12 protein-coding genes are annotated in these 13,562 nt (G+C 71.0%); 1 reads left to right on the top strand and 11 read right to left on the bottom strand.

Going from position 1 to position 13,562, the window contains the following annotated elements; genetic code table 11:
- Positions 1-25 precede the first annotated feature (25 nt).
- The 8 genes from ACFY3D_RS18020 to ACFY3D_RS17985 form a co-directional block, all read right to left on the bottom strand.
- Positions 26-1,525, bottom strand: a complete 1,500-nt coding sequence (locus tag ACFY3D_RS18020; RefSeq protein WP_350943941.1) for a cation acetate symporter — start codon at positions 1,523-1,525, stop codon at positions 26-28.
- Positions 1,522-2,019 (bottom strand): hypothetical protein, encoded by a 498-nt coding sequence (locus ACFY3D_RS18015; protein WP_389980666.1) that lies wholly within the window; start codon positions 2,017-2,019, stop codon positions 1,522-1,524. Before ACFY3D_RS18015 ends, ACFY3D_RS18020 begins: the two co-directional genes overlap by 4 nt.
- On the bottom strand, positions 2,016-2,777 hold the full coding sequence (locus ACFY3D_RS18010) for a LytTR family DNA-binding domain-containing protein (protein ID WP_362900823.1): 762 nt from the start codon (positions 2,775-2,777) through the stop codon (positions 2,016-2,018). Before ACFY3D_RS18010 ends, ACFY3D_RS18015 begins: the two co-directional genes overlap by 4 nt.
- 105 nt (positions 2,778-2,882) lie before the next feature.
- A complete protein-coding gene (locus tag ACFY3D_RS18005; protein ID WP_350943946.1) occupies positions 2,883-4,079 on the bottom strand; it encodes a histidine kinase in 1,197 nt (398 codons plus the stop codon).
- A 146-nt stretch (positions 4,080-4,225) separates the two neighbouring features.
- Positions 4,226-4,702 carry a VOC family protein gene (locus ACFY3D_RS18000; RefSeq protein ID WP_389980664.1) on the bottom strand — a complete coding sequence of 159 codons (477 nt, stop codon included), beginning with the start codon at positions 4,700-4,702 and terminating at the stop codon, positions 4,226-4,228.
- A gap of 375 nt (positions 4,703-5,077) precedes the next feature.
- A complete protein-coding gene (locus ACFY3D_RS17995) occupies positions 5,078-6,097 on the bottom strand; it encodes a YihY/virulence factor BrkB family protein (RefSeq protein WP_389980663.1) in 1,020 nt (339 codons plus the stop codon).
- Positions 6,098-6,835 carry a DUF3618 domain-containing protein gene (locus ACFY3D_RS17990; protein WP_389980661.1) on the bottom strand — a complete coding sequence of 246 codons (738 nt, stop codon included), beginning with the start codon at positions 6,833-6,835 and terminating at the stop codon, positions 6,098-6,100.
- A complete protein-coding gene (locus ACFY3D_RS17985) occupies positions 6,832-7,230 on the bottom strand; it encodes a phage holin family protein (protein ID WP_389980659.1) in 399 nt (132 codons plus the stop codon). The genes ACFY3D_RS17990 and ACFY3D_RS17985 overlap by 4 nt, the downstream gene beginning before the upstream one ends.
- A gap of 473 nt (positions 7,231-7,703) precedes the next feature.
- Between ACFY3D_RS17985 and ACFY3D_RS17980 the strand changes: the two genes are divergently transcribed.
- Positions 7,704-9,458 (top strand): NERD domain-containing protein, encoded by a 1,755-nt coding sequence (locus ACFY3D_RS17980; RefSeq protein ID WP_389980657.1) that lies wholly within the window; start codon positions 7,704-7,706, stop codon positions 9,456-9,458.
- Between the two features lie 53 nt (positions 9,459-9,511).
- Here the strand turns inward: ACFY3D_RS17980 and ACFY3D_RS17975 are convergent, their stop codons facing one another.
- From ACFY3D_RS17975 to ACFY3D_RS17965, 3 genes are all read right to left on the bottom strand, one after another.
- Complete coding sequence (locus ACFY3D_RS17975; protein ID WP_350943952.1) at positions 9,512-9,670, bottom strand: hypothetical protein; 159 nt, start codon at positions 9,668-9,670, stop codon at positions 9,512-9,514.
- A 91-nt stretch (positions 9,671-9,761) separates the two neighbouring features.
- Entirely contained in the window at positions 9,762-10,700 is a 939-nt protein-coding gene (locus ACFY3D_RS17970) for a diacylglycerol/lipid kinase family protein (RefSeq protein ID WP_389980655.1), read from the bottom strand.
- A gap of 112 nt (positions 10,701-10,812) precedes the next feature.
- Positions 10,813-13,506: an immune inhibitor A domain-containing protein gene (locus ACFY3D_RS17965; RefSeq protein WP_389980653.1), complete on the bottom strand. Its 2,694-nt coding sequence runs from the start codon at positions 13,504-13,506 to the stop codon at positions 10,813-10,815.
- Between the last annotated feature and the right edge of the window lie 56 nt (positions 13,507-13,562).

The raw sequence follows: 13,562 nt of genomic DNA, 5'->3' as shown, positions 1-13,562 counted from the left end.
ATTCCGTCACAGCTCCTCGGAGCCGTCAAGAGGACCGTGGCCGCCAGTCCCCCCGGTCCAGGTTGAGGATCTCCGGGGTGTGCAGGCGCACCATCGTGCGGGCCACGTTCGGCGGGATACGCCCGGGCGTCAGCAGCGAGACCACCACCATGACGAGAAAGGCGATCGGCACCGTCCACGCGGCGGGCTGCGCCAGCAGGGCACCGACCAGGCCGGTGTACGGCCCCCCGCCGATCGTCAGCAGGACCGCACCGCAGGCGAGACCGCCACCGGCGAGCAGCCCCGCCATCGCACCCGCGGGAGTCAGCCGCCGCCACCAGATGCCCAGCACCAGCAGCGGGCAGAAGGAGGAGGCCGCCACCGCGAACGCCAGGCCGACGACGTCGGCGACCGGCAGCGAGCGGGCGAAGACCGCCAGAACCAGCGGAACGATCACGGCCAGCACCGCCGCCGCCCGGAACGACCGCACCCCTCCCTTGAGGATGTCCTGCCCGATCACCCCGGCGACCGAGACCGTGAGCCCCGAGGAGGTCGACAGGAACGCCGCGAACGCCCCGGCCGTCACCAGCGCCGTCAGCAGGTCCCCGGCCACACCGCCGACCAGCCGCCCGGGCAACGACAGGACCACCGTGTCACTGCCCTCCAACTCCGGGACGTAGATCCGGCCCAGCGCGCCGTAGACCGCCGGCAGCATGTAGAAGGCGCCGAGCAGCGACAGGACCACCAGCGTCGTCCGCCGCGCCGCCCGGCCGTCGGGGTTGGTGTAGAAGCGGACCAGCACGTGCGGAAGCCCCATGGTGCCCAAAAAGGTCGCCAGGATCAGCGAATAGGTCGAGTAGAGGCCGTACTCCCTGCCCGCCGACAGCGGCAGCGCCCACGAGGCCGCGTCCGCCGCGCTCAGCCCCGGCGCGCCGCCGTCACGCCACGCCAGCAGCAGGAACACCAGCGGCACGGCGAGAGCGGTGAGCTTCAGCCAGTACTGGAAGGCCTGCACGAACGTGATCGACCGCATGCCGCCCGACATGACGTTCACCGCGACCACGGCCGCCACCAGCAGGCCCCCCGCCCACTCGGGCGCTCCGGTGATGGCCCGCAGAACCAGGCCCGCGCTCTGGAACTGCGGCATCAGATACAGCCAGCCGATCAGCACGACCAGCACCCCGGCCATCCTCCGCACCGCCATCGACTCCAGCCGCGCCTCGGCGAAGTCGGGAAGCGTGTACGCGCCCGAGCGGCGCAACGGCGCGGAGACCAGCACGAGCAGCACCAGGTAGCCGCCCGTCCAGCCGACCGGCAGCCACAGCATGTCGGCGCCGAAGGTGAGGATCAGCCCCGCGATGCCCAGGAAACTCGCCGCCGACAGATACTCCCCGCCGATGGCGGAGGCGTTCCACAGCGGGGAGACCGTGCGGGAGGCGACGTAGAAGTCGGAGGTGGTCCGCGACAGCCTGAGCCCGAACGCGCCGATCAGCACGGCCGCCAGCACCACCAGCACGACGGCCGTCACCCCGTACGCGGTACTCAACGGGCCCTGTCCACCAGCTCGGCGAAGTGGCGCTCGTTCCGCTCCGCCTGCCGGACATACAGCCAGGCCCCGATCACGAACGCCGGGTAGATCAGGCCGCCCAGCACCGCCCAGGGCAGCGGGACCCCCAGCACGCGCAGCGCGCCCAGCTCCGGCACCAGCAGGAACACCACCGGCAGGCCCACCACCACGCACCCCAGCACCGTGCAGACGAACAGGGCCAGACGGAACTGGGTACGGATCAGCGAGCGCATGTAGACCTCGCCCAGACGGGTCTGCTCGTCGATCTCGCGGGTGACCGGGTAACTGGGGTGGCGGGGAGCCGTCGTGCGAGGGCTGGTCACCACCTCGCGCCGCGGACGCTCCTCCTTGCGGGAGCGCTCGCCGTCCCTGCGCGGACGCTCGTCCTTACGCGGACGCTCGGCCTCCCCGCGCGACCGGTCGGCGTTCCGCCGACGCGGCTCCGCCTCCTCGGGCCCGGCGTCGCCGCTCACTCCTGCCTGCCCTTGCGCGCCCTGCGGACCAGCAGGTCGCGCAGCTCGCGGGTGTGGCGGCGGCTGACCGGAATCTCGGTCTCGCCGATGCGGACCACGCAGCGTCCCGAGTCGATGTGCAGCTCGTCGATGTGCTTGACCGCGACCAGGTGACTGCGGTGCACCCGTACGAACCCCGCCGAGGACCAGCGCTCCTCCAGCGTCGCCAGCGAGATCCGCACGAGATGGCTGCCACCCGCGGTGTGCAGCCGGGCGTAGTCGCCCTGGGCCTCCACGTAGCGGACCTCGGTGCTGGCCACGAACCTGGTGACGCCGCCGAGCTCCACCGGGATGGTGTCGGGGTCGGCACGGCCGGAGCCCTCGATCTCCGGCAGCTCCGCGGAGACGAACACCCTGCGGATCGCCTCGGCCAGCCGCTCCGGCCGCACCGGCTTGAGCAGGTAGTCCTCGGCCTTGATCTCGAAGGCGTCGACCGCGTGCTCCTCGTAGGCCGTCACGAAGACCACCCGGGGCGGGTTGGCGAACTGCGACAGCAGACGGCCGAGCACCACCCCGTCCAGGCCGCGCATCCGGATGTCGAGGAAGACCGCGTCGATCGGCCTCCCGTCGGCGATCGCCCGGTCCAGGACGCGCAGCGCGGCGGCCCCGTCCCTGGCCAGGGAGACCTCTCCGATACGGGGATCGTCCCGAAGAAGGTAGGCCAGGTCCTCCAACGCGGGAAGCTCGTCGTCCACCGCAAGGACACGCAGGCCGGTCACGCTCACTCCTCCGGGTCGTTCGCGAGGGAATTTCTAGAGGGTGATGAATCAGACATCGCCTGTCAACTTCGCGGGATGAGGGGAAGATCCGGACCGGAGGCGGGCTCACCGGACGGAGACACCGGGATGGTACTTGGGCAGGCGGACGCTGACCTTCGTCCCCGCCCCCTTCGCCGTCTCCACCACCAGGCCGTACTCGTCACCGTAGACCTGGCGCAACCGCTCGTCCACGTTGACCAGCCCCACTCCCCCGGCCCCCGAACGCTCGTCGGCGGCACCGGCGAGGATGCGGCGCAGACGGTCGGGCTCCATGCCCACGCCGTCGTCCTCCACGCTGATCCGGCACTCGGCCCCGGCGTCCTCGGCGACGATCGAGATGCGCCCGATCCCGGGCTTGCTCTCCAGGCCGTGCTGGACCGCGTTCTCCACCAGGGGCTGCAGGCACAGGAACGGCACCGCGACCGCGAGCACCTCGGGGGCGATGCGCAACGTCACCTGCAGCTGGTCGCCGAAGCGGGCCCGTTCCAGGGTGAGGTAGCGGTCGATGGAACGCAGCTCCTCGGCCAGCGTGGTGAACTCCCCGTGCCTGCGGAAGGAGTAGCGGGTGAAGTCGGCGAACTCCAGCAGCAGCTCGCGGGAGCGGTTGGGGTCGGTACGGACGAAGCTGGCGATCGTCGTCAGCGAGTTGTAGATGAAGTGCGGGGAGATCTGCGCGCGCAGCGCCCGGACCTCGGCCTCCATCAGGCGCGTTCTCGACCGGTCGAGCTCGGCCAGCTCCAGCTGCGAGTCGACCCAGTTCGCGACCTCGTGGGCGGCCCTGACCAGCCCCGCCGAGGCGTGCCCGCCGTACGCGGCGAGCGAGCCCACCACCCTGCCGTCGGTGGTGAGCGGCACCACCACGGCGAATCTGATCGGGCACTCGGGCAGGTCGCACGAGACGACCTCGGGGCCCAGGACGCGGGTCCGGCCTCCGGAAAGCGTCTTGGCGGCGTGGGCGAACGCCTCGCGGGCGTGGTGGTCGCCCTCGCCGTCGTAGACCAGCAGCCGCTCCTCGTCGGTGACCGCCAGCGCCGGGGAGCCCAGCAGCTCCCGAAGGTAGCGGGACGCCTTCTGCGCCCCCGCCTCGGTCAGCCCCGCCCGCAACGGCGGCGCGGCCAGGGACGCGGTGTGCAGGGTCTCGAACGTGGCCCGCTCGGCGGGGCTGCTGCCCAGCTCCCTGCGGCCGCGCAGCACCCGCCACAGCACCAGGGCGGGTACGCCGATCAGCGCGGCGACCACCAACACGGCGACGAGGGGTTCCACGCTCCGGACCTTATACGTCCGGTCACGCCCGCGCCTCGTTCATGGAGATCACGGCCGTCGCCTTTACGATGTAGATTAAATTCTGCCCGCCGGGGACGGAGACCTGTCCTCGCAGGCGGTGAGGCGCGCGGGCGGTGAGGCGCCTCTCAGTCCCGCTCCCGCCCCGGGTCGGGGGTGAAGTCGGCGGCCTGATCCGGCCGGTAGACGCCTTCCGCGCCCACCTGGGCGGCGTGGACCCGCTCGTCGGGGGCGTACAGGCGAATCTGGACGCCGTCGGGGTCGACGAAGCCCAGCGCGTGGCCGGCGGACGCCTTGATGATCGGGCTGTGCGGGACGCCGAGCCCGTCCAGACGGGCGACCCAGGCCTCAAGCCCCTCAAGGGTGACCTGGAGCGCGAAGGGGTCGGCGTCGAAGAGCGCCTTGGCCAGGGAGGGATTCTCGCGCAGCGCGATCTGGAAGGCCGCACCGGGGACCGTGAAGCTCATACCCCTGATCACGCCGTCCTCGTCCTGGAAGCTGGTGTGGTGTTCCAGCCCCAGGACCTTCTCGTACCAGGAACGGCTCCGCTCCAGGTCACTCACCCAGATCTTGAGGTGGTGCACACCGGTCAGTACGGCGTTCAACTCGTCTCCTCAGGGGCCTGCGTCGTCGTGACGGTCGTGGTGAAACGGTGGTCGCGGAAGGGCGGCGGCCCTCCGCGTGCCCGAGATCAGAATAGTTCGCCTTCCGGCCCGGCATCCTGGACCTGACAGGACGTCCGGCGGCGGCAAGCTCCGGGTGGGCGGAGAGGAGGGGGTCCGCCGCCCACCCGGAAACGGTCAGATTACCCCGGCAGACATGAGTTTGGCTCGCTTGTGCGCACAGGTATCGGTCCGATCTCCGCGGACCCGGCGGCCACGCCGCCTCCCGGGGGTCGAAGGACCCGGCGGCCACGCCGCGTCCCGGGGGCCGAAAGGGCCCTCGTCGCGTCCGGAGCGCGGCGTGGCAGGAGGCCGGGGTCAGCGTTCACCCGGACCGGGAAGGGTGACGTTCTCCCCCTCCGCCTCGTCCCTCGGCTCGGCGTACGGCTCGCTCTCCGGCGGGTGACCCGCGGCGATCCGACGCTCCCGCATGAGTTCGGCGTCGAACTCCGCGCCCAGCAGGACGGCCATGTTGGACAACCACAGCCAGACCAGGAACACCACGACGGCACCGAGCGCGCCGTAGGTCTTGTCATAGGAGCCGAAGTTCGCGACGTAGGTCGCGAACCCCGCGGAGACGACGACCCACAGCAGCACCGCGAGCAGCCCGCCGGGGCTGATCCAGCGAAAGCCCGGCTGGCGGACGTTGGGCGCGGCCCAGTAGAGCAGCATCACCAGACCCGCGGCGATCAGCACCAGGACCGGCCACTTGGCGTACCCCCAGACGGTGACCGCGGTCTGCCCGACTCCCAGGGCATCGCCCGCCAGCTCGGCGAGCCTTCCGGTGAAGGTGACGGCCACCGCCGCGGCGGCCATCAGGACGACGAACACCAGGGTGAGCCCGATCCGCAGCGGGGTGAGCTTCCACAGGGGACGCCCCTCCCTGATGTCGTAGATCGCGTTTCCGGCCCTGACGAAGGCCGCGATGTAACCCGAGGCCGACCAGAGCGCCACCAGCAGACCGGCGACCGCGAGGAAACCCCTCGCGCTGCCGCTGCCGCGCACCTGCTCGACCTGGTCCTCCACCAGCCTCGTGACGTCGCCGGGGGCGAGGGCGGCGACCTGGGACAGGATCGTGGAGATCACGTCCTGGCCGACCAGCCCGAGCACGGACACCAGCACGATCAGGCCGGGGAAGATCGACAGCACCGCGTAGTAGGTGAGGGCGGCGGCCCAGTCGGGCAGACCGTCGCGACGGAACTCCCCGACGGTCCGTTTGAGGACCCCCCACCATGCGCCACGCGGCAGTTCGGCGGGGGTTCGGGGGACGGTTCGGGGGACATGGGCGGGCCGCCCTCGCGAATCGCCGAGGGCGGCCCCTTCCGTGCTACCGGGCATCTACTTCCTCTTGCCCCGCCGCAGGATACGCAGGACGACCAGGACGAGCGCGGCGAAGGCCGCGACCGTCACGACGGGACGCTTGCTCGCCTCGGTCGTGACCCTGCCCGCCGCGTCCTTGATCTCGGCGGGAGTCGCCTCCTTCACCCGGCCGACGACCTCGGGGGCCGCCTCCTTCACCCGGCCGACCATCTCGGGAGCGGCCACCTTCACCCGCTCCACCATCTCGGTGGCCGTGCTGGCGGTCGCCGCCCCCACCTTGCGCAGGTCGTCGCCCACCTGGGCGGCGGTCTCCTGAATACGGCCCTTGACGTCGGTCTTGTGCACCAGTGCCTCCACTGTGTCGCCCAGTTCGCGGCGGGCGTCCTCAATGTCCCGCCGCAATGTTTCCGTGTCGTTCCCGTCGTCCCCGACGGTCTTGCCGATCTCTGTCGCTCCCGTCGCTCCCGTCGCTCCCGTCGCTCCCGCCACGCCACCCCCGGTGTCGGCGTACGGGGTGGTCGTCGTCGCCTCCGGGACGGCGACGGGTGCCGCGCCCTCCCGGAGCCGGGACGTGCCGTCGCCCCCGGACCCCGAAGCGCCGAGACCCTCGCGCGACATGCCCTCGGGCTGGTTCGGCGGGATGTTCAGCGATCCGCTCTCGTCCGGTGTGATCGGCTCGTCGACGCCCTTCCTGCGGGATCCGGTGGTTCCGGCGTCCGGCTCGAACCGGTTCCCGCCCGGGTCTGTCTCGGTCATCGGTGCGCCCTCTCTTTCACCGCGGCGATGTCGTCCTTGACGCTCTCGATGGTCCGTACGGGGGTCGGGGGAGCGGCCTCGGCGACCTGGCGCTTGCCGAAGAACCCGAGGGCGCCGGCCACGACCAGCAGCACCCCGCCCACCAGCGCGGCCGCCGCCCACGGGGGCATGACCTGCGCGAGCAGCAGGATCACCGCGGCGACCAGGGACGCGGCCCCGAAGAGGGCGACGATCCCCGCTCCACCGAACAGCCCCACGCCGACCCCGGCGTGCCTGCCCTTCTCCGTCAACTCCGCTTTGGCCAGGCGCAGTTCGTCCCTGACGAGACGCGAGACCTGCTCCGACATCTGCCGGATCAGCTCGGACGTCGGCAGTGACTCCTTGGTGTTGGTCATGGCCTGCCTCCTCCCTCACAGCAAGGGGACGTCTACCCTCCTCTCCCCCGGCAAACATGGGTCTGGCTGCGATGATCACAGAGGGCTCGGGGGCGTCACCGTGCCGTATCCCATGGCGAACCACTCCATGGCCCGCATTTGATCCGTTTTTGATGTCGAGCCGGGACACCCGCGGCCCGGGCGGACACGGCGGCGATCATGACGACCCGGTCCGGGGATCCGGGAGCACGGCGGTCCGCCAGGAAACCCCGGCCACCCCCGGCCGGCGAGGCCGGACGCCCCGGCGGAGCGGCACCGCCACCCACGCGTCCGGTGCGGGTGGACACCTCGATCGCTCTCACCCCCGGGATGCGTCATGATCATAGGGAGGCCCGCGTGTCCGAGTGGTGGAAAAGTAGAGGTACGGGCAAAGATGAGCCTCTTGGGATAGTGCGGGGCACGATGAACACGAGCAGGAAGGCGGCACGCTAGAGATGGCACAGATCGTCGGCGGCGGAAGCCCGGTCAACGACGCCGAGCGACGGGTCATCGCACACCTGCGAGACAACGCCCCGGACGACTGGCTGCTGCTGCACAACATCGAGGTGCCCCGCGGAGACGACATCTTCGAGGTGGACGCGATCGTCCTGACCGGCCACTCGCTCTGCGTCATCGACGTCAAGGGCACCCGCGGCCGGATCGAGGTCGCCGGGACCCGCTGGTTCCCGCTGCGGCGTGAGGCGTTCGGCTCCCCCGTCGCCAAGCTGCGCGGCAACGGGCGCGCCCTGAAGGGCCTGCTCACCCAGGAGCGCCGCGAGCTGGACCGGGTCTACGTCGACAGCCTCGTGGTGCTCACCGGCCCCGACGCCGAACTGGTCGACCCCGCGGGCCGCGACTCGCGGCACGTCACCGACCTCGCCGGGCTGATCGACACGCTGAGCGACGTCTCCCGCGTCAGGCGCGGCCACACCACCGACACCGCGCCGTACGGCACCGCGATCATCGAGGCGCTCAACGGGAGCGTGCGGCGCTCCACGGCGCCGCCGCGCTTCGGCAGCTGGGAGGTGGAGGAGCAGCTGGGCGGCGACAACCGGGTCACCGAGTACCGCGCGATCAACGCGACGGTTCCCGGCAGCGAGACGGTCCTGCTGCGCGTCTACCGGGCGGATCCGCTGGCACAGGAGGAGCCGAGGGCGGCGGAGCGACGGCTGATCACCAACGCCTACCAGGCCCTCACCAGGATTCCGCCGCACCCGTGCGTGGTGCGCGCCCGCGACTTCTTCGCCATCGACGACGAGAGCCGGTTCGTGCTCGTCCTCGACGACGTGCACGGCCAGGCGCTGCACCTGCACCTCACCGCCTCCCCGCCCACACTCTCCACCGCCGCCCGGCTGGACGTGGTGGAGGACATGCTTCGCGGCCTGGCCCACGTCCACGCCAACAACGTGATCCACCGGGCGCTCAGCCCCGCGTGCGTGCTGGTGACGGAGGAGGGCCGGGCCATGCTCACCGGGTTCGACTACGCCAAGCCGGGCCCCCGCGCCCACACCGTGGCCAACGAGCTGCCCAACGTCCTCGACACCCACTACGCCGCTCCCGAGTGCCAGGCCATGCCCGTGCGGGTGACGGCCGCCTCCGACGTGTACGCGGCCGGGGTGATCGCCTTCCAGCTGCTGACCGGGAGGCTCCCGCCGATCACCCCCGACGCCGAGCCCGCCGCCGCCTCCGGCGAGGCGTCCGTGGAGGTGATGGACCTGCTGCGGCGCATGCGCGACCACGCGACGCACAAGCGTCCCAGCGCCGCCGAGGCCCTCGCCGACCTGCGGCGGGCCCGACGACCCCGCCCGCCGGAGCCCACCGGCCGGATCCCCTCCCCGCAGCAGCTCGCCGTACCACCGGATCCCGCCGGATCGGACGCCCTCCCCCACGGCGTCCCGCCGCAGAACGCCCCCTCTCAGGACACCCGCCCTCAGGACGTCCGGGCGCAGCGCGCCGAGCCCCCGCACGGCGGCCTCCCGCAGAGCCCGGCACCTCAAGGCCCGGACTCCTCAGGCCCGGACTCTTCGGACAACGGCGCGGCGAGCAACGGGCGACCGGAAGGGCTCGAACAGGAAGCCCTCCCTGCCCAGGCCCGCCCTCAGGCTCCCGCGCGGCCCGAGGACGAGCGCCCCGAGAGCCCGCCCGCACCGGAGAGCCTGCTCGGCAGGCTCAGGACGGGACTACGGCGCATCACCGGGAAAAGGTCCTGAAAGCGAATCAGCCGCCCACCTTCATCCAGACCTGACCCCGGCGCGAGCGAAGGTCAGCGGCGGCGGGTGGGGCCGCCGCGGAACCGGTCGAGGAGCCCGCGCAACCTCTGCTGGTTGCGCGGGTCGCGGGCCATGGTCTTGGCCTTCTCCATGTTCCGCCGTCCCTGCGGGGTGCTCAGGTAGCGTCGGACCCGGTCGATCAGCGATGCCATGGTGCCCTCCATCTGTCGGAGACCTCCGACTACCCGGTGACGCCGGTTCCAATCGCCGCCGGCACCGGGCCGCACCGGGACCGCACCGGGCTCAGGAGTCGACGAAGTCGTCGGGGACCATCACCCGCAGGCCGTTGGGGATGGTGCGGATCGTGATCGGGGTCATCAGGCGGACCTCGCCGTCGACGTCGGCGGCCATCGGCGGGTCGGTCTCCAGGTGCATCTCGCGCCCCACGACGAAGGGGCCTCCCGCCAGGCTGCGCCAGCGGCCGCTGCCGGCGCGGACCATGGTCTCCAGCAGCAGACGCAGGCGCTTGCCCGAGCCGAGCTGGTACGCGACCAGGAGCCCGTTGTCGATGCTGATGTCCCTGGCGACCTGCCAGCCGCCGTGGAAGCGGCCGTTGGCGATGTTGAGCTGGTGGGTGAGCAGCTCGTGGCGGCGCCCGTCCACGGTGAGGAAGGCACGGAACGGCCGGTGGCCCGGCAGGATCGTGAGGGCCGTGAGCGGGTAGGCGGCACGGCCGAGAAGACGCTTCACCCCGTGCCTGACCTTGCCCGCCACCTCCACGGAGACCCCGAAACTGGCCAGGTTGGCGAACTCGCGGTCTCCGGCCACGCCCAGGTCGATGTCGGCGACCTTCCCCGTGCGCAGCACCCGGATCGCTCCGGCGAGGTCGAGGGGGACGCCCAGGCTTCGGACGAAGTTGTTGGTCGTGCCCAGGGGCAGCACGCCCAGGGCGACGTCGCGGTGGGCGACGTGCTTGACGGCGGCGCTGAGCGTGCCGTCGCCGCCTCCCACGACGAGCAGGTCGGGCTCGGAGGCGAGGGCCTCCTCCAGGGTGGCGCGCAGGCGCTTGGGGTCGACCACCGGCAGGAAACGGATCGAGCCGAACCCCTCGGCCCGCAGCGCGCGGACCACGGCGGCGTAGTGGCGCCGGCCTCGGCGCGAGCGCGTGTTGACGACCACGCAGACCCTGCCCTTGGTCCGGATGGCCTCGGTGTGCTCGGCCTTGCTTCGAAGCTCTCCCACGCTGCCCCTGTCCGATCGGATGGTCGCCCGTTCAAATGGTAGGGCCCCGCCGTCGGTGACGGCGGGGCCCTACCGTTTGTGGGATCCCGTTTACCTTCCTGGCCGGTGCCCCCTACTCCTTGGGCGGGGTGACCTGCACGATCGCGCCGAGGTCGCCGGGGAGCGGGGTGATCAGCTTGAGCTTCACGCCCAGCGCCCTGCCCTCGTCACCGGGGTTGCCCGAGCCGAGGACGTGGCCGTTGCCCATGTCGGTCCCGTACAGCTCGGTGGCCGGGGTGCCGTCGGCGTTGACGATCCGGGTGCTGTAGGGCTGGTCACCCTTGGACGGGACGACCGTGGAGGCGTCGAAGTCGCGGTAGAACAGGCTGGTGCCGCGCGCCTCGAACCCGGGGTACCAGGTCTTCGCGTCGGTGAACTCGGAGACCCCCTTCTGCGCGGCCACCTTGGTGCAGTACTCGCTGAAGGGCTCACCCGGGCCCTCGAAGCACTCGGTGAAGGGGTAGGTCTTGGCGAAGGAGAAGGCGGCGTTCGAGCTCTGCACGCGGCCGCTCATGTTCTTGAGCGTGGTGGTGTCCTTCGCGGCCGCCGCTCCGGTCCGCCGCAGCGGGTCGAAGTGGGAGTCGACGAGGAGCAGGCTGCCCTTGGAGCCGATGCTCGGCGCCAGGTCGAGGTTGTTCGCCACCGAGTTGTTGGTGTAGTTGGAGTCGCGGAACCACACGAGCAGGCCGGGGGCGTTGTACTTGACCTTCTCCACCTTCCAGGAGCCCTCACGGGAGTAGTTGGTGGCGTAGGTGTACTGCAGGCCCTTGTCGAACCCGTCGAGGTTGCGCCACTCGGCCAGGTAGAACCGGGAGACCTCGCGCTTGCCGTCGTTGACGACCCAGCCCTTGCCGGTGGTGCCGTTGAAGGTGCCGCCGTTCGCCGTCCAGCCGGCGGCGCCGCTCTCCAGGTCGTCGCTCCAGACGGTCTGGGCGCCGTTGGTGAGCGCGAAGTCGTCGACGTGCCAGCCGCGCGGGGTGTAGGCGGCGTCGGTGTTGTACGTCAGGCGCAGCTTGACGGTCGTGCCGGCGAACGGGGTGAGGTCGACGTAGTCGTGCCGCCAGCCGCCGGTGTCGCCGCCGAGGCCGTACTTCTTGTTGCCGAAAGCGGCCAGGTTGCCGTTGGGGTCGGGGTAGTCGTCGCCGGTGGAGACCAGGGCGCCGCCCTCGGTGTAGACCTTCTGCTGGGCCCAGGTCGTGCCGCCGTCCGTGGAGACCTCGACGAAGCCGAAGTCCCAGTCCTCCTCGATCTCGTAGTTGTTCCACATCCAGAACTTCAGGTCGCTTCCCGCGGGCACCTGGACGTCACGGCCGATCTTGACGTTCGCCCACTCCTGGTCGAAGTTGGACCAGAACGTCTTGGTGCCGCTGTGCGGCTCGACCATCGTGACCGGAGGGCTGGTCAGGTTCACCCTGACGCCGTCCTGGGTGAGCTTGGGTGTGCGCGAGGCCTGGCCGATCGTCACCAGGCCGGCGCGGTCGCCCGGGTCGAAGACCTTGGGGTTGGCCCAGCCGAGGACCCACTTGCCCCAGAGGCTCATGTGGGTGGGCATCGACTGGAAGATCGGGCCGCTGTGCGAGCCGCTGGACATCAGGTCCCAGAAGTCGACGGCCGAGGAGGCCTGGCCGCTGGTGTCGTAGAGGTCGGGAAGACCCAGGTCGTGGCCGTACTCGTGGGCGAAGACGCCGACGCCGGAGTCCTCGGGCTGCACGATGTAGTTGGAGATCTTCACGTTCTGGCCGGGCACCTGGTAGCCGCCGGCCACCGCGCTGGAGTGCGCCCAGATCGCGTAGGTGCCCTCGGCGCCGCCGTCGGAGGACTTGTCCTTGCCCGCGTGGACGAGGACCAGGTGGTCGATCACGCCGTCGGGCTCGGCGAAGTTCCCGTCGCCGTCGGCGTCGCCGACGTCCTCGAGGTCGTAGTCGGCCCAGGGGAAGTTCGGGTCGGAGGCGGCGAGGGTGTTGACCGCGTCGATGGCGAGCTGGCCGGCCCCGCGCGGGTTGTCCGGGTGGCCGCTCATGTCCTGCACCGGCTGGCCGCAGGCGCGCGCGCCGTAGTAGGCCTCGGAGTGCGGGACCTTGATCCACGGGCTGGCCTGGCCGGTGACCGTGTAGGCGCCCTTGGACATCTCCTCGTACATGTTCTTCATGGTGTAGCCGGAGATGTCGATGCCCTTGCGGCCGTCGCGGGGGTCGGTCAGGTCGGTGCGGACGCGCTGGGTGATGCCCTGCTTGGTGTAGAGCATCTTGTTGAAGTGGTCGGAGCTGAAGTCGGGCACCCAGAAACTGTTGTTGTCCTTGTGCGGCAGGGTGGCCGGGTTGGGGATCTTGTTGTGCAGCGGGCCGTTGAGCAGCGTGCCCGGCGGCTCGGTGACGCACTCGGCCGGGTCCTCGCTGTTCACGTCGGCCGGGCGTGAGAAGCCGGAGAAGTCGTCGTTGGCCTTGTCGTCGAACTCCACCAGCAGCGTGAGGAGCTTGGCCGTCTTGACGGTCTTCGACTTCTTGAAGATGAAGTCGGCGGGGTTGATCCCCGTCCTGATCGCCTGCGCCTCGCGGGCGGCCAGCACCCGCGCGGCCACCGGGTTGCCCTGCGAGTACTTCTCGGCGATCTTCTTGGAGGGACCGGCCTTGCGCGCCTTGGCCGAAGGAACGGCGGGGTCCTTGACCTCCGGCTCGTCCCGCGGAGGCGCGTAGTTGATGTAGTAGTCGGCCGCGGTCGGCTCGTACCGTGCGACCGAGGTGTCGCTCTCGGCCGACGCACCGCTCACGGCCAATCCCGTGACGGCCAGGCCGAGCACGGGGACTATCGCGAGAAGGCGCCTGC

The organism is Streptosporangium sp. NPDC000509, from assembly GCF_042898365.1.
Lineage (GTDB): Bacteria > Actinomycetota > Actinomycetes > Streptosporangiales > Streptosporangiaceae > Streptosporangium.
Note: the sequence above shows the minus strand (reverse complement) of the source record. Positions and strands in the feature narration are given on the sequence as shown.